The sequence below is a fragment of the Streptosporangium roseum DSM 43021 genome (assembly GCF_000024865.1).
GTDB lineage: Bacteria > Actinomycetota > Actinomycetes > Streptosporangiales > Streptosporangiaceae > Streptosporangium > Streptosporangium roseum.
Map to the genome: position 1 here is coordinate 1,211,391 of NC_013595.1, position 14,481 is coordinate 1,225,871.

Consider the following 14,481-nt stretch of genomic DNA (forward strand, 5'->3'; position numbering starts at 1 on the left):
TCAGAGGGCGGCGGGGACCTGGTCGAGGAAGCCGTGGACGGTCCGGATGCGGCCGTCCTCGGTCAGGACCGCGACGTCGAAGCCGATCACGATGGCCTCGCCGCCTTCGGGGCCGAGGTTCCAGGTGAAGCGGGCCAGGTCGTGGTGGGCGTCGACGTCGCCGCCCGGGGTGAACACCAGGCCGGGGAACTGCTGCTGGACGGCGGCGATGGTGGCGTCGATCGCGTCGCGGCCCGCTACGTCGACCAGGGGGTCGACGTAGCGGCCGTCCTCGGCCCAGATGGCGTCGATCTCCGCGCGGCGCTCGGCGGCGTCGGTGATGTTCCAGGTGGCCAGGTAGCGCTCGACCAGCTTGGCGGTGTCGTTCATGTCGTCCGTCTCCTTGTGGTCCGCGGTTGTTCCTGCGGGTCACAAAGTTACGGAGATCGGCGGGCCGGGGAATCTGTCATCCACCGGTACTTCCGGGGCCCGCTATAGGTCGGCTTGAGGGCGTTCTGTGCCTTACCTGATGGCCGCTTCAGTAGGGGGACGGACTCCGCGCGTGATCGCCGGAGTTGCGGTCTGTCCACTGCACGGTAGGAAGAGCGTCCGTATCGGCATAGATAGCCGTTAGACCGGTTTCACTATGTCTGTCCAGGTAAGTTGGGGCGGGTGCCCCCGACAGACATCGATGCCAGATCTTCCAAGGCCATGCCCGCCAGCCGGCTGGCCTGGCTGGACGCGCTGCGCGGACTCGGTGCCGTCGCGGTGCTGCTGGAACATCTGCTGCCCTGGTTCATGCCCGCCCTGCGACCCTACTGGTTCAACCTCGGTATGTACGGTGTCCTGGTCTTCTTCCTGGTCAGCGGCTACATCATCCCGGTCTCGCTGGAGGGGCGCGGTGACGTCCGCGCCTTCTGGATCAGCCGGGTCTTCCGGCTCTACCCGATCTATCTGCTGGTCGCGGCAGCCGTCCTGCTCATGGCCTTCTGGGTGCCGGTCCGCGAGCAGGTCCCCCGTGACCTGTCGGCCGTGTCCGCGCACGTCACGATGTTGCTGGACGTGGTCCACCTGGGCGGCCTGGCCGACACCATGTGGACGCTCTCCTACGAGATGGTCTTCTACCTGCTGGTCACCGCGCTGTTCGTCCGCGGCCTGCACCACCGGAGCGGGACCTTCGCGGTGGGGTTCGGTGCCGTGGCGGTCGTCGCCGGGCTGGTGCTGTCCGCGCCGCTGCTCAAGGGCCCCTGGCCCGCCTACGTGTCCGGCGCGCTCTTCCTCGTCGGCATGGTGTGCCTGATCAGCGGCCGGTTCCGGACCGCGGCCGCCTACGTCCTCGGCGGGATGTCCGTGGTGCTGCTGATCTTCGGCAGCTTCGTGCCGTGGCTCGGGGCGGCGATCCTCGCGGTGATGTTCATCGGGACCGCCGTCCGCCGGTGGGAGCAGGGCACGGGCGGGCTCTGGCCGGTGGCCGTCGCGACCGTCCTGGTGGCGCTGGCCCCGGTGTGGTCGGGCCAGGCGGGCTGGTGGTGGGTGCAGCCGGGGGTGTGGTTCACCACGATGGCGCTCGCGGGGGCGACGTTCGCGGGTGCGATGGCCCTGCGCCGGCGCCGCCTGCCCGGTTTCCTCGTCCGGCTCGGCCTGATCAGCTACTCGCTCTACCTGCTGCACCACCCGCTGCTGAGGCTGGTGAACTCCCTCGTGGGAGACGTCCGTACCATGCAGCCGGTGGTGCAGGTGTCACTGTCGGCGGGTTTCGTCGTCGCGGTGATCGGCCTGAGCCAGCTCACCTATCGCTACGTCGAGCTGCCGATGCAGCGGCTGGGCAGGAGGGTGGCTCACTGGCCGTCGGCGGGCGACTCCGCGCTCTCGGCGCCCTCGGCGGGCGTGTCACCCGTCAAGTCCTCGTCCTTCTCGCTGCCGACCGGGTAGATGTCGGCGGCCTTGAGGTCCTTCGCGCCGCGCAGGGAGGAGACCGCGACGACGTGGTAGCCCTGCTTCTGCAACGCGGTCAGCAGCTTGGGCATCACCTTGACGGTCTGCTCGACCCAGTCGTGCATGAGGATGACGCCGTCACGCTTGGCGTTCTTGAGCACCTCGTCGTAGATGGCCTTCTCGTTCTTGGTCGCCCAGTCACGTGAGCCGCCGTTCCACAGCACGATCGGCATGCTCATCTCCGACGCGATCGCCTTGACCCGGTCGTCCATCTCGCCGTACGGCGGGCGGATCATGGTCGGCGACTTGCCGGTGACCTGCTTGACGATCTCCTGGGTCTTGGTCAGTTCCTCGCGGATCTTCTCCTCGGAGACCTCCCGCAGGTGCGGGTGGGTGTAGCTGTGGTTGCCGAGGTCGTGGCCCTCGGCGGCCATCCGCTTGGCGAAGGCCGGGCGGGACTTCACGTACTGGCCTTCAAGGAAGAACGTGCCCTTGGCCTTGTACTTCTTGAGGGTGTCGAGCAGCTTGTCGGCGTACTTGCCCGGACCGTCGTCGAAGGTCAGCGCGATGCACTTGACCTTCACGCAGTCCACGGGCGCGACCTTGGCGGCGGACTTGGCCTTGTCCGTCGTCTTGGCCGCGGTGGTGGTGGGCTTGGCCGTGCTGGTGGGCTTGGCCGTGGCGGTGGGCTTGGGCTGGTCCGCGCTCCAGGCGGTGGTCGGCGCGGCCGCCAAGGCCAGCGCACAGGGGACGGCCAGCAGCATTCGAGCAGGAGACTTCATGAGGGGAGCTCCGGGTGTTACGAGAGATGCGGGCGGGACAGAAAAAAGCATCCTATCCGGACACTTCGCCCAAATGTGGGGCGATCACTTGTCTGCCAGCCGACGTTCAGGCTTCTGCCAGCCCGCACTCAGGGAGAGCCGTCCTGCGTGCGGCGTTAAAAGCTCGGCAAGAGCACGGTGTGCGGGAGGCGAATACGCGGGAGCCCGGCCCATCCCCGGAAAGATCATCATATCCGGGCCGCGCGCCACCCGAGCCGGCGGGGTCGTGCATGAGGGACGGGTGAATCCATGGATACGGCGACACTGGCCGCGGGCGCGGAGCACGATGAGGAGGTGCCGGAATCACGGCCACGGTCACGGCTGCTCGCCGTGCTCCCGGGTACGGCCGCCGCGGCGGTGACCGTCTGCACGTTGACGGCCTACGGCACCCCGCCGTCGGCGATCGGGCTCTTCGCGCTCTACGTGGCGTTCGGCCTCACCCTCCCGGGGACCCTGCTCTGGCGTGCACTCGCCCGGCTGCCGTCCCCGCCGGCCGTCGACCTCGCCGCGGGCACGGCGCTGGGATACGCGCTGGAGGTCCTGCTCTACCTGGCGGCCCGCGCCGTGGGCCATCCCGGACTGATCCTGCTCGGCCCGCCGGCCGTGATCGCGGTCTTCCTCGCGCATCCCCGCCTGCGCCGCCACTGGCGGACCGCCACGGAGAGGCGGATCCCCGTCCGGGCCGCCGCCGCCATGGCCGCGGTGTTCTGCTTCCTCGTCGTCTCCAGCGGCCTCACCTTCTTCGGCGGCCACGGCCTGCGATGGCCGGAGAACGGGAACCCGTACGTCGACATGCCCTTCCACCTGGGGCTCGTCGGCGAGCTGCGCCACCATCTGCCGCCGACCACCCCCCACGTGCTGGGCGAGCCGCTGTCCTACCACTGGTTCGTCTACGCGGACATGGCCGCCACGAGCTGGGCGACCGGGATCGAGGCCCAGACACTCCTGTACCGCCTCGCGGTCCTTCCGATGATCGCGATCTCCGTCGTGCTCGTCCCGGCCGTGGCCTTCATGATCACCGGGACGTGGCGGGCAGGCGTCCTGGGGCTGCTCATCACCTGCTTCGCCGGCCCGCTGGATCCCTACCCGTGGACGGTGGCGGACTTCCCGGGAGGCCCGTCGAACATCTCCCTGGCGTGGCTGAGCCCCACCCAGACGTTCGGAGCCGCGCTCTTCGCTGCTTTCACCCTGCCGGTGGTCGCCCTGCTGGGGCGGAGGGCGCCGGGCAGATCGATCTTCGTGCCGGTGGCCGTGCTGCTCGTCGCGCTGGCGGGGGCGAAGGCCACCTATCTCCCGTTGCTGGCCGCCGGGCTCTGCCTGCTCGCCGCGGTGGAGTGGACGCGGTCGAGGCGGCTGGACCGCACCCTGGTGGCGCTCGGCCTCCTCACCCTCGTGACGCTGGCGTTCGCGCAGCTCGTCCTCTTCGGCGGGGCCTCGCAGGGGCTGCGGGTCTCGCCGTTCTCCACGGCCGTCAGGTTCGTCATGTGGTCCGTCCCCGGCAGCGGCTCCGGCGACCTCCAGATCGCTCCCGCGCTGCTGTCCCTGGTCTTCCTGCTGGCATGGGCCGCCCTCTGGGCGGGCGCCTTCGGGCGCCGGGCCGCGCCCGGTTCCGGGCCGGACCGGGCGCTGACGCTGTTCCTGGGGATCGGGCTGGGCGGCGTCGGCGCGGTGACCGTGTTCGGGCACCCGGGCATGAGCCAGATGTACTTCCTCACCGCGGCCAGGCCGTACCTGTCGATCGCCGCCGCGGCCGGCGTCCTGGCCGCCCTGGCGGCCGTCCCCCGGCGGTCGCGCGTCCGGCTGGTCTGCGCCTGCGGGGCGGCCGGCGGCGCGGTGGCGCTGCTGGTCGCCGCGGTGCGGCCGGAGTCCCCGCCCGGTCTCGCGGAGCTCGGCGGCCTGGGTTCCGTCGCCGTCCTCGTGCTGCCTGTGATCGTGCCGTGCGCGGTCGCGGGCGCCGCGATCTGCCTGCTCTGGCGGCTCCGGTGGCGGTGGGCGGGCGTACTCCTGCTGCTCGCCGGCTTCTCGGCGCCCACGGTGGTCCAGTCCGTGGTCGCGGGCCTGACCTACAGGGTCCCGGTGCAGACGACGGAGATCCCGGCGGAAGGGGTGGCGGTCGCGCGCTGGCTGCGGGACCACTCGGGCCCGGACGACGTCGTCGCGACCAACGCCCACTGCCGGTTCGCCGTCTCCGACTCCTGTGACAACCGGCATTTCTGGATATCTGGCTATACCGAGAGGCGGGTCCTGGTCGAGGGCTGGGGATACACGGCGCGGACGCTGGCGTCGCTGACCGACGTCGACCGGGAACCCATGGGCGCGGTCCCGTTCTGGGACGCGGAGCTGCTGGCGGCCAACGACGCCGTCTTCACCGCTCCCACCGCGCGGGCGGTCGACCTGCTCGCGCGACGCTACGGCGTGCGCTGGCTGATGGTCGACAGGAGGCGCCCCCTGACCGCGCCGGACCTCGGACAGTTCGCCCGGCTCCGCTACGCGAGGGGATCGTTCGCCGTCTACTCGACCCTCTCCTGAGCGCCGCGCCGTCCGCGCGGTGTCACGCGATCGGTCACGGGGACATGTCGGTAGCTCACAGGCGGTGTGTCGCATATATGGCGAATGTGCTATTCGTGGACGCCAATGAGCTCCATCCCCTACATTGAGACTTGATCTTTGCCGATCGCACCGGCGGTGAGAAGGCACTCGTGCCCGGTGCCTCCCGGACGCCACCTCCTCCGCCGGCCGGCCGCCTGCGCCGAGGGCTGTCGTTCAACCCGCCGAGCGCATGGAAGGTGTATCGAGTGTCCGACGGCGTCTCTTCGAGCCCGACATATCCGGACTCATCTGCGAGTCCTTCGCCGAGTGCCTCTGGGACGCCCGGTCCGTCCCCCAGCGGCTCCGGGTCGTCCAGTCCTTCGCCGAGTGGCTCCGGGTCGCCCAGCCCGTCACCCAGTGATTCCGGGTCGCCCAGCCCGTCACCGAGCCCGTCGACCGGCAGCCCGAGCCCTTCTCCATCGGGTCAACCCTCGTGCCCGCACGATCCCCCGTGCCTGATCCGCCCATGCCTGCCGGAAGACAGACTGGGCCGTGAGGGGCGCAGCCCCCTTTGGCCTGAGCCGAAAGACCACGTTCCCACCCCGGCCCAGCCCGCCGAGTCTGCACCGGATGACAAGGACGGCTACGAGGCGCGGACCGGCAAGATCGTCGCATTCGCCAACGTGATGCTTGAGGCCGAGGCGAACGTCGGCAGGCTCAAGGTCAAGGCCCCCATGGTCGACCACTGGAACCCGCTGTTCGGCATCCCCGACGTCGCTGCGCCTTTTGTCAACAGGCTCAACGGTTACATCGGGGAATGGGTCGAAGCCGCGGGAACCCTGCAGCGAGTGCTTGGTGAGGACGCGCCAAACCTCATCCGCGTGGCAAAGACATATCGCGACGCCAACGAGGGCGCTGGAAAAGCCGCCGATCAGATCAACCGGTGAAGGAGGTCCTAGATGCCGCCCCCCTCGGGCAATCTGCCCAACAACGACGGACTACGTAGTCGCGCAGCGCGGCTTGAAGCTGAGAGGGCCGCCAAGGCTGCCAGGGCCGATGGGCTGGCTGAGAGGGCCAGAGTCGGCGGGCTCATCGAGCGGGACAGGATTGGCTGGCAAGCCCAGAGAAGCATGGCTCTCCGGGAAGCCGAGTGGGCCAAGGCTACCCAGATCAAGCTGGATCCGAAGTTCTTCGAGAGATTGATGAACACGGTCAATGCCAGCAAGCACCGGCTCCTTACGGGGTTTGCCGGGGCAGGCCTTCTCGTGGTGGGTGGTGCGCTGGCCCTTTACGCCATCAGGCACATGGCCGACCCCAGCGAGTTCTTCGACGATCGGAGTAAGTGGAACGAAATGCTGGGCGATCTCAAGCTCAGCGCCTGGGACGTGTGGATCACTTACTTCAGCGAGGTCTCGCCGTACTGGAAGGGGCACGCGTCCGAAACGGTCCAGCGCTATCTCAGGTTCGAGTTGATCGGCATGTTCGACGAGCTCGGCCGCATCGCCACCGAGATAAGCGGAACCTTGACCAGCCTGGCCTGGGATGTCATGGATTACGACATGAAGCTCGCCGAGTTGCTGGTTGGGTCCGTCGGCTTCTTCACGTTACTCCTGCCGATCAAGGCGACCATGGTCGGCCAGATGGCCTTGGGGGCGGCCGCCCTCGTGGTCTTCAAGCTGCTCTGGGACCTGATACAGCAGTTCACCGCAAAGATCAAAGCACTCGACGCCAAGCTGGAGACCCTCGGCCACAAGATCTTCGAACTCCGGGGGCTCTTCAACGTGGGTGACAACAAACTGCACCTGAAGCCGGTGGGCTACGACCCCAACCTCTGGGTGCCCGTCACCAAGGAAAACTAGTGACACACATCGGCGCGGGCGGTGAGGAGGACCTCCTGCGGTTGTTCCGCGAGGTCGAGCGTATGGCCGACACGTTCGCAGACGGGACGCGAGAGCTGGACGAGCGGAGGGTGACGGGTGCCGACGGCAGCGGCCGGGTGGTGGCCACGGTGACGGGCTCGGCGCGGCTCCTGCGCGTGCGCATCGACCCGCGGGCGATGCGCGACCTCGACCATGTGGCACTGAGCCAGGCCGTGCTGGACGCGGTCGGAGCGGCGCGCCGGGCCGCGGCGGAAGGGCTGGACGAGATCCTGGACAGGCTGAACGGCGGCCGGCCGCGGCCCGACCCGGACGACGATTCGTTCGCGCCCTACCTCGACGCGTTTCTGCGGGAGGGCTAGGCATGGATGAGACAGACAGACTGCGGATGTTCACAGAGCGGCTGGAGCGGCTGGAGCGGCGGTCGGCGGCTCTGGCCGAGACCGAGGCGACGGCGGAGCAGTGGGCCACGCGGGAGTTCACCGGCGAGGTCGACAGGGGCGGGATCACGGCGACCGTGGACGCCTCGGGAAACCTGCTGGCCCTCGACATCAGCCAGCTGAGCAAGCGGCGGCATGACGGCGTGACGCTCGGCGACGCCCTGGTCGAGGCGATCCACAAGGCCGAGCAGGCCGCGAGTGAGGCGAGGGCCACGCTGACGGGCGACCTGGGTGCCGACTGGGGCGTCGACCTGGGAGACCTGTTCGGCGACGCCAAACGCCTCTTCGAGGCTGGTGGCGGCCCGCACCGTTAGGACGTCGTCACGTCGCCTCCGGCGGGTGGTGTTCTGGCGGCGGGCGCCTGCTGACCGGTAGGCCATCGGCTGGACGGGGCCACGGCGGACAGGGCTCCGTCCCGGGCTTCACGCTCCGCGAGCCGAGCACGTCCGACGGGTCGGTGGCCGCGGGCGGGCCCGACGGGCACATGGGCGGGCAGCCTCTCACGCATCGCGTAGTTACACTACGCTGTCGCGACGATACCGTGAGCTACTCCACTGCCTGCCGTGACCGAAAGGGCGAAATCGGTGCAAGATCATATCGATACGCAGATCAGGGCGTTCATCGAGCCGCGCTTCCCCGGCCGGGGCTGGAGCGATGACGACGACATCTTCGCCCTGGGGTTCGTCGACTCGATGTTCGCGATGGAGGTCGTGATGTTCGTCGAGCGGACCTTCGCGGTGACGGTGCCCAACGACGAGCTCCACATGGACAACTTCCGCAGCGTCCACTCCATGGCCGCGCTGGTCCGGCGGATCTCCGCCGGCCCGAAGACGGGGGCGGTGCCCGCATGACCGCGGGCGTCGAGGGGCGGGGGACCGGCCCGATCAAGTGCGTCGTCTGGGACCTGGACAACACCCTGTGGGACGGCGTCCTCCTGGAGGACGGGGAGGTCACGCTCCGGCCCGGGGTCGCGGAGGTCGTCAGGGTGCTCGACGAGCGGGGAATCCTGCAGTCGATCGCCAGCAGGAACCACGGCCCGGCCGCCATCGAGCAGCTGGAGCGGTTCGGCCTGCGCGACTACTTCCTCGCCCCGCAGATCGGCTGGAACTCCAAGTCCGAGTCCGTGGCGGCCATCGCGAAGTCCCTGAACATCGGGATCGACACGCTGGCCCTCATCGACGACCAGCCCTTCGAGCTGGAGGAGGTCGCCTTCAGCCACCCCCAGGTGCTCTGCCTGGACGCCGGCGAGGTGGCGAGGATTCCGGAGATGCCGGTCTTCACGCCGAGGTTCGTCACCGACGACTCCCGCAACCGGCGCTCCATGTACATGGGGTCCGAGCTCAGGGACGCCGCCGAGCGGGAGTTCGGCGGGACGAGCGACGACTTCCTGGCCACCCTCGACATGACCTTCTCGATCTCCGCGGCGGCGGAGGCCGACCTCCGGCGTGCCGAGGAGCTCAGCGTCCGGACCAACCAGCTCAACTCCACCGGCGTCACCTACTCCTACGAGGAGCTGCGCGATTTCGCGCAGTCCCCCGGCCACCTGCTGCTGGTGGCCGGACTTGAGGACAGGTTCGGCTCCTACGGGAAGATCGGCCTCGCTCTCGTCGAGCGCGGAGCCGAGGTCTGGACGCTCAAGCTCCTGCTGATGTCCTGCCGGGTGATGTCCCGGGGCGTCGGGACGGTCCTGCTGAACCACGTCATGCGCCTGGCGCGGGACGCCGGGGTGCGGCTCCAGGCGGAGTTCCTGCCCAACGACCGCAACCGGGTGATGTTCGTGACCTACCGCTTCGCGGGTTTCCAGGAGGTGGAGAGCCGGGGTGAGCTCCGGATCCTGGAGTCCGACCTCGGGCGCATCCAGGACCCTCCCGCGTACCTCACGGTACGGACCGGCTGACCGCCGTGCTCAGGGGAGCGGTCGAGCGCGAGTGCGAGATGATCCGGCGGTGGCGCAACCACCCGCGGGTGCGGGGGGTCAGCTTCACCGATCACGAGATCGGCGAGGTCGAACACCGCAGGTGGTGGCGGACGGCGATGGCGGACGGCACGCGCCGGGTCCTCGTCTACGAGCACGGCGGCGTGCCGAGCGGAGTGGTAACCCTCTCCGACCACGACGCCCGCGCGCGGCGGGCCGGATGGGGCTTCTACCTCGACGTCGACGGGCTCGGCGAGCGGGGCGAGCTGCTGGCCGCCTGGATGCGGATCGAGGGCGAGGCCATCGAGTACGCCTTCGCCGAGTTGGGCATCGCCACGCTGCGCGGCGAGGTGCTGGCCCGTAACGAGGCGGTCAGGACCCTGCACCGCCGCCACGGGTTCATCGAGGTGGGCACCTACACGCGCGAGGTGGGAGGCGTCCGGGAGCCCGTCGTCGTCATGGAGCTGACGAGGTGATCACGGGACGGCCGCGGCGCCGGCGCCCCAGGCGACCACGGCCTGGGGCGGGGCGCCGGCGACCGGGGATCACGGGAGGACGCGCCATCGGCTACCGAGGCGATCCCTGGGGGAGGCCGGCGTCGGCTATCAGGTTGATCCCTGGGGGGAGGCCGGCGTCGGCTATCAGGTTGATCCCTGGGGGGAGGCCGGCGTCGGCTATCAGGTTGATCCCCGGGGGAAGCCGGCGTCGGCGACCGGGGTGATCACGGGGAGATCGGGGAGAGCAGGGCGTCGGCGACCCTCGCCCTGCCCTCGCCGTCGACCAGCGCGGGCCCCCGCGCGCCCAGCTCCTCGCGGGACCGTGCGGAGGTGAGCAGTTCCCGCAGGCACGCGCGGGCGGGGCCACCCGTACGGACCACGGCGTCGAGGTGCCCGAGCCCGGCGGCCAGCCCGCGCGAGAGCACCTCCTCGTAACCCGGCCGCTGGTTCGCCGCCACCCAGACGAGCGCGGCGGCCTTCCCCAGGTAGAGGAGATCCCACATGCTGCTCCCCGCCGCCGTGACGACGAGGTCCGCCGCCGCGATCAGCCGGGGAAGGTCGTCGGTGGGGGGAATCCGGCGGACCGTCTGGTCGCCGGCCGGTTGGAGGTGGTCCAGCGCCCGCTCGCGCGGGGTGACGGCCGTCGCCAGGAACGGCACGCCCGTCGCGATGAGCTCTCCCACCACGACGGGAGCCGCCCCGGCCGCGTCGGTGCCGCCGAAGAAGCACAGCACCCGAGGCGGCCGTCCGGGCTCCACCGGCACTCCACCCGGCTGCCGGTGATCCGTCAGCGCTCCGCCCGGCTGTCGAGGCTCCGCCGCCCCGGGGTCCGGCTGCCGGTGGTCCGGTAGTGCTCCGTCCAACCGTTGAGGCTCCGCCGCCCCGGGGTCCGGCTGCCGGTGGTCCGGCAGTGCTCCGTCCAACCGTTGAGGCTCCGCCGTCCCGGGGTCCGGCTGCCGGTGGTCCGGTAGTGCTCCGTCCAACCGTTGAGGCTCCGCCGGCCCCGGGTCCGGCTGCCGGTGATCCGTCAGCACGCCGTCCGGCCGTCCGGGCTCCATCGGTCCCTGGCGCAGACGCCGTACGTCGTCGCGGAGGAGGGCGTAGCGCACCCCGGCGAGCCGGATCGATCCGGAGGGAACGCGGCCGGCCCGGCGCTCGGCGCCGAGGTTCTGGTCCAGATAGATGTCGGCGTCCTGGCCGCGGTCGTCGTCGTCGACGACGGCCAGCACCCGCACCCCGGCCTGGCGGAGCGCTCCCGAGCAGCGGGGGTCGAGATCGTAGGAGTCGACGACCACGGCGTCGAGCGCGAGGCGGCGGACGGCCCGGACCATGGCGGCCGCGTCGCCCGGCCCGGGGAGCAGCCGCAGGCCGCGCCGGGCCAGCTGCTCCGCGGCCCACTCCAGCCCGCCCATGTCGCCGAGGACGACGACCTCCAGCCGCCGCTCCCGCAGTTCCTCGGCGAGGGCCAGGCAGCGCATCAGGTGGCCGACGCCGCGGCCGACGCCCGCGTCGCAGCGGATGCCGACGCGTCTCACGCCAGCTCCAGGGCCTTCTGCTCCACGGCGGAGTTGAGCGCCACGACCTCGGGCCGCTCCCTCAGCCAGCCGACCAGGGTACGCAGCGGCACCGGGCCGTCCCCGAAGTGGTCGACGACGGCCCTGATCAGCTCCCAGTCCTCCACGGTGTCGAGCGTGACGCGCAGGTCGGCGTCGCCCGGGGGGAATGTGAGGCCGATGATGCGGAAGCGCTCCGCGTGCGTGTAGACGTACGACGTCACGTGGGTGCGGTGATGGCCGGTGGCCATCCCGTCGAGGCTCCGGAGCGCCTCCGCGGAGACGATCTCGACGTCCAGCCCCCTGGGCAGGGTCCTGGGCTGCGGGCTGGTGCTCAGGTAGTCGAGCCCGGGGGCGGCCCGCCACATGCCCGCCGCCATCGCGATGATCTCCGGGTCGAGCAGGGGGCAGTCGGCGGTGAGGCGCATGACCGCGTCGCACCCCAGCCGGTCGAGGGCGCCCAGGAAGCGGGTCAGCACGTCGTCCACCGGGCCGCGGTGCCAGGCGACGCCGAGCCGCTCGCACTCCGCGACGACGGCGTCGTCGGCGGGCTCGGTGGTGGTGGCCACCACGAGGTCGTCGAGGGCGCCGTGCGGTACGGCGCGCACGACCCGTTCGAGGACGGTGCGCCCGCCCAGCGTCCGCAGGACCTTTCCCGGCAGGCGGGTGGAGCCCATGCGGGCCTGAATTACTCCGGCGATGTGAACGGCCAAAACATTTCCTAACTCGGTTGAGTGATGATGACGCTGCGTTATGCTACGAGCTTGTCACTGAATGACTACTGTAAGTTACGTAAGTCTTATATGGGGGGGCTCGCGTGGGTGAGCTTGAAGGGGCGTCGATCCTTGTAACCGGGGGGACGGGGTCGTTCGGAAAGGCTTTTATCCGGCATGTGCTCGACCATCACGACCCGCGCCGGGTCGTCGTCTTCTCTCGGGACGAGCTCAAGCAGTATGAGGTCAGGCAGCTGTTCGCCGACGACTCCAGGCTGCGCTGGTTCATCGGCGACGTGCGCGATCGTAGCCGCCTGACCCGTGCCATGCACGGTGTCGACCACGTGGTGCACGCGGCCGCGCTCAAGCAGGTCGACACGGCCGAGTACAATCCGTTCGAATATGTTCTGACGAATGTCAGCGGTTCCCAGAATGTCGTCGAGGCGGCCATTGACTGCGGTGTCCGGAAAGTCATCGCGCTTTCAACGGACAAAGCCTCCAGCCCTATCAATCTTTATGGGGCGACCAAGCTGGTAGCGGACAAACTGCTGGTGTCGGCCAATCACTACGCTTCCCACCATGTGACCCGGTTCGCCGTGGTCAGGTACGGCAACGTGATGGGCAGCCGCGGCTCGGTGATCCCCTACTTCCAGAAACTGGCGGCCGAGGACAAGAGCCTGCCGATCACCGACAAGCGGATGACCCGCTTCTGGATCACCCTGGACCAGGCCGTCCGTTTCGTGGTCGACTCCTTCGACCTGATGCAGGGCGGCGAGCTCTACGTCCCGCGCATCCCCAGCATGCGGATCGTGGATCTGGCCGAGGCCGTCGCGCCGGGCGCCGCGATGCACGAGGTCGGCATCCGCCCGGGGGAGAAGCTCCACGAAGAGATGATCGCCGCCGACGACAGCCGCAGGACGATCCGGCTCGCCACCCGCTACGTGGTCCAGCCCACCATCGCGACCTGGGGTTACGTCCCTCCGCCCGGCGGCCAGAACGTCCCCGAGGGGTTCTCCTACCGTTCCGACGGCAACGACCAGTGGCTGTCGGTCGAGGGCATCCGCGAGCTGCTCGCGGTGAGGGTCTGATGCTTCCGTACGGCAGGCAGTCGATCGACGAGCGCGACATCGAAGGCGTCCTGGGCGTCCTGACCGGAGACTGGCTGACCACCGGCCCGGCCGTCGGCGCGTTCGAGGCGGAGCTCGCGGCCTGGACCGGCGGCGTGCCGTGCGTGTCCGTGACCTCGGGCACCGCTGCGTTGCACACGGCCTACGCGGCAGCCGGGGTCGGCCCGGGGGACGAGGTCGTCACCTCGCCGATCACCTTCGTCGCCACCGCGGCCACGGCCGCGATGCTCGGCGCCCGTGTCGTCTTCGCCGACGTGGAGGAGGACACCGCCAACCTCGACCCCGCGGCCGTGGAGGCGGTGACCGGCCCGCGCACGCGGGCCGTCACCGCCGTCGACTACGCCGGCCACCCGGCCGAGTACGACGCGCTGCGCGAGATCGCCGCGCGCGCCGGGGCCGTGGTCGTGGGCGACGCGGCCCATTCCGTCGGGTCGAGCTACCGCGGCCGGCCGGTCGGCGCGCTCGCGGACCTGACGACCTTCTCCTTCTTCCCGACCAAGACGATCACGACGGCCGAGGGCGGCGCCGTCGCCACGGCCGACGAGGAGCTTCTCCGGCGTGCCCGGCGGTTCAGGAACCACGGGCTGGTCAGGGACCCGGAGGAGCAGCGCGAGCCGGATGAGGGCCACTGGCACCAGGAGGTCCACGCGTTCGGCCTGAACTACCGCCTGCCCGACGTGCTCTGCGCCCTCGGCGTCAGCCAGGTGCGGCGGCTGGGCGAGTTCAAGGCGCGCCGGGCCCGGCTCGTCGCGCGCTACAACGAGGCCCTCTCCGGCCTGGCCGGCCTGCGGCTGCCCGCCCGGCGCCCCCACGTGGACCCCGCCTGGCACCTGTACGCCGTGGGGGTCCTCGACGGGCGGCGGCGCGAGGTCTACGAGCGGATGCGGCAGTCGGGCATCGGGGTCCAGGTGAACTACCTGCCCGCCTACCGGCACCCCGTCTTCGCGGACATGGGCTACCGGCGCGGCATGTGCCCGGCGGCCGAGGAGTTCTACGCGCGGCAACTGTCGCTGCCCCTGTTCCCCGACCTCACCGACTCGGACCAGGACCGGGTCATCGAAGCTCTCCACGCCATTCTCGGCTGAGCGGAGAAAC

General features: G+C 70.2%; 16 protein-coding genes. 12 read left to right on the top strand and 4 right to left on the bottom strand.

Annotation, left to right across the window (positions count from 1 at the left end; genetic code table 11):
- Complete coding sequence (locus tag SROS_RS05680) at positions 1-369, bottom strand: nuclear transport factor 2 family protein (RefSeq protein WP_012887928.1); 369 nt, start codon at positions 367-369, stop codon at positions 1-3.
- Positions 370-651: 282 nt separating this feature from the next.
- Between SROS_RS05680 and SROS_RS05685 the strand changes: the two genes are divergently transcribed.
- Entirely contained in the window at positions 652-1,911 is a 1,260-nt protein-coding gene (locus SROS_RS05685; RefSeq protein ID WP_245564566.1) for an acyltransferase family protein, read from the top strand.
- Here SROS_RS05685 and SROS_RS05690 read toward each other — a convergent pair.
- A complete protein-coding gene (locus tag SROS_RS05690) occupies positions 1,818-2,696 on the bottom strand; it encodes a polysaccharide deacetylase family protein (protein WP_012887930.1) in 879 nt (292 codons plus the stop codon). The genes SROS_RS05685 and SROS_RS05690 overlap by 94 nt on opposite strands.
- A 288-nt stretch (positions 2,697-2,984) precedes the next feature.
- Between SROS_RS05690 and SROS_RS05695 the strand changes: the two genes are divergently transcribed.
- The 9 genes from SROS_RS05695 (at position 2,985) to pseH (ending at position 9,972) form a co-directional block, all read left to right on the top strand.
- Complete coding sequence (locus SROS_RS05695) at positions 2,985-5,264, top strand: hypothetical protein (protein ID WP_012887931.1); 2,280 nt, start codon at positions 2,985-2,987, stop codon at positions 5,262-5,264.
- 250 nt (positions 5,265-5,514) lie between these two features.
- Positions 5,515-5,685, top strand: coding sequence for a hypothetical protein (locus tag SROS_RS51610; RefSeq protein WP_012887932.1), 171 nt, complete (start codon positions 5,515-5,517; stop codon positions 5,683-5,685).
- A 262-nt stretch (positions 5,686-5,947) separates the two neighbouring features.
- Entirely contained in the window at positions 5,948-6,211 is a 264-nt protein-coding gene (locus tag SROS_RS50760; protein ID WP_169369196.1) for a hypothetical protein, read from the top strand.
- Positions 6,212-6,223: 12 nt separating this feature from the next.
- Positions 6,224-7,123 carry a hypothetical protein gene (locus tag SROS_RS05705; protein ID WP_012887934.1) on the top strand — a complete coding sequence of 300 codons (900 nt, stop codon included), beginning with the start codon at positions 6,224-6,226 and terminating at the stop codon, positions 7,121-7,123.
- Positions 7,123-7,503 (top strand): YbaB/EbfC family nucleoid-associated protein, encoded by a 381-nt coding sequence (locus SROS_RS05710; RefSeq protein ID WP_012887935.1) that lies wholly within the window; start codon positions 7,123-7,125, stop codon positions 7,501-7,503. Before SROS_RS05705 ends, SROS_RS05710 begins: the two co-directional genes overlap by 1 nt.
- A gap of 2 nt (positions 7,504-7,505) precedes the next feature.
- Positions 7,506-7,895, top strand: a complete 390-nt coding sequence (locus tag SROS_RS05715) for a YbaB/EbfC family nucleoid-associated protein (protein WP_012887936.1) — start codon at positions 7,506-7,508, stop codon at positions 7,893-7,895.
- A 270-nt stretch (positions 7,896-8,165) separates the two neighbouring features.
- Complete coding sequence (locus SROS_RS52705) at positions 8,166-8,432, top strand: acyl carrier protein (protein WP_012887937.1); 267 nt, start codon at positions 8,166-8,168, stop codon at positions 8,430-8,432.
- The gene (locus SROS_RS05725) at positions 8,429-9,478 is read left to right on the top strand and encodes an HAD-IIIC family phosphatase (protein WP_012887938.1); all 1,050 of its coding nucleotides are present in this window, start codon (positions 8,429-8,431) and stop codon (positions 9,476-9,478) included. The genes SROS_RS52705 and SROS_RS05725 overlap by 4 nt, the downstream gene beginning before the upstream one ends.
- A gap of 5 nt (positions 9,479-9,483) precedes the next feature.
- Positions 9,484-9,972, top strand: coding sequence for a UDP-4-amino-4,6-dideoxy-N-acetyl-beta-L-altrosamine N-acetyltransferase (gene pseH, locus SROS_RS05730; RefSeq protein WP_012887939.1), 489 nt, complete (start codon positions 9,484-9,486; stop codon positions 9,970-9,972).
- A gap of 245 nt (positions 9,973-10,217) precedes the next feature.
- Here the strand turns inward: pseH and SROS_RS45710 are convergent, their stop codons facing one another.
- Both SROS_RS45710 and SROS_RS05745 read right to left on the bottom strand, forming a co-directional pair.
- Entirely contained in the window at positions 10,218-11,528 is a 1,311-nt protein-coding gene (locus SROS_RS45710) for a PseG/SpsG family protein (RefSeq protein WP_012887940.1), read from the bottom strand.
- Positions 11,525-12,259 carry a cytidylyltransferase domain-containing protein gene (locus SROS_RS05745; RefSeq protein WP_012887941.1) on the bottom strand — a complete coding sequence of 245 codons (735 nt, stop codon included), beginning with the start codon at positions 12,257-12,259 and terminating at the stop codon, positions 11,525-11,527. Before SROS_RS05745 ends, SROS_RS45710 begins: the two co-directional genes overlap by 4 nt.
- A 104-nt stretch (positions 12,260-12,363) precedes the next feature.
- Between SROS_RS05745 and pseB the strand changes: the two genes are divergently transcribed.
- Both pseB and SROS_RS05755 read left to right on the top strand, forming a co-directional pair.
- Positions 12,364-13,347: a UDP-N-acetylglucosamine 4,6-dehydratase (inverting) gene (gene pseB, locus SROS_RS05750; protein ID WP_012887942.1), complete on the top strand. Its 984-nt coding sequence runs from the start codon at positions 12,364-12,366 to the stop codon at positions 13,345-13,347.
- The gene (locus SROS_RS05755; protein ID WP_012887943.1) at positions 13,347-14,471 is read left to right on the top strand and encodes a DegT/DnrJ/EryC1/StrS family aminotransferase; all 1,125 of its coding nucleotides are present in this window, start codon (positions 13,347-13,349) and stop codon (positions 14,469-14,471) included. Before pseB ends, SROS_RS05755 begins: the two co-directional genes overlap by 1 nt.
- Positions 14,472-14,481 lie beyond the last annotated feature (10 nt).

Excerpts from the sequence above, each read along its gene's own strand:
- SROS_RS05715 (WP_012887936.1), top strand. The coding sequence starts at position 7,506 with ATGGATGAGACAGACAGACTGCGGATGTTCACAGAGCGGCTGGAGCGG.
- SROS_RS51610 (WP_012887932.1), top strand. The coding sequence starts at position 5,515 with ATGGAAGGTGTATCGAGTGTCCGACGGCGTCTCTTCGAGCCCGACATA.
- SROS_RS05680 (WP_012887928.1), bottom strand. The coding sequence starts at position 369 with ATGAACGACACCGCCAAGCTGGTCGAGCGCTACCTGGCCACCTGGAAC.
- SROS_RS05695 (WP_012887931.1), top strand. The coding sequence starts at position 2,985 with ATGGATACGGCGACACTGGCCGCGGGCGCGGAGCACGATGAGGAGGTG.
- SROS_RS05705 (WP_012887934.1), top strand. The coding sequence starts at position 6,224 with ATGCCGCCCCCCTCGGGCAATCTGCCCAACAACGACGGACTACGTAGT.
- SROS_RS05690 (WP_012887930.1), bottom strand. The coding sequence starts at position 2,696 with ATGAAGTCTCCTGCTCGAATGCTGCTGGCCGTCCCCTGTGCGCTGGCC.
- SROS_RS05725 (WP_012887938.1), top strand. The coding sequence starts at position 8,429 with ATGACCGCGGGCGTCGAGGGGCGGGGGACCGGCCCGATCAAGTGCGTC.
- SROS_RS05755 (WP_012887943.1), top strand. The coding sequence starts at position 13,347 with ATGCTTCCGTACGGCAGGCAGTCGATCGACGAGCGCGACATCGAAGGC.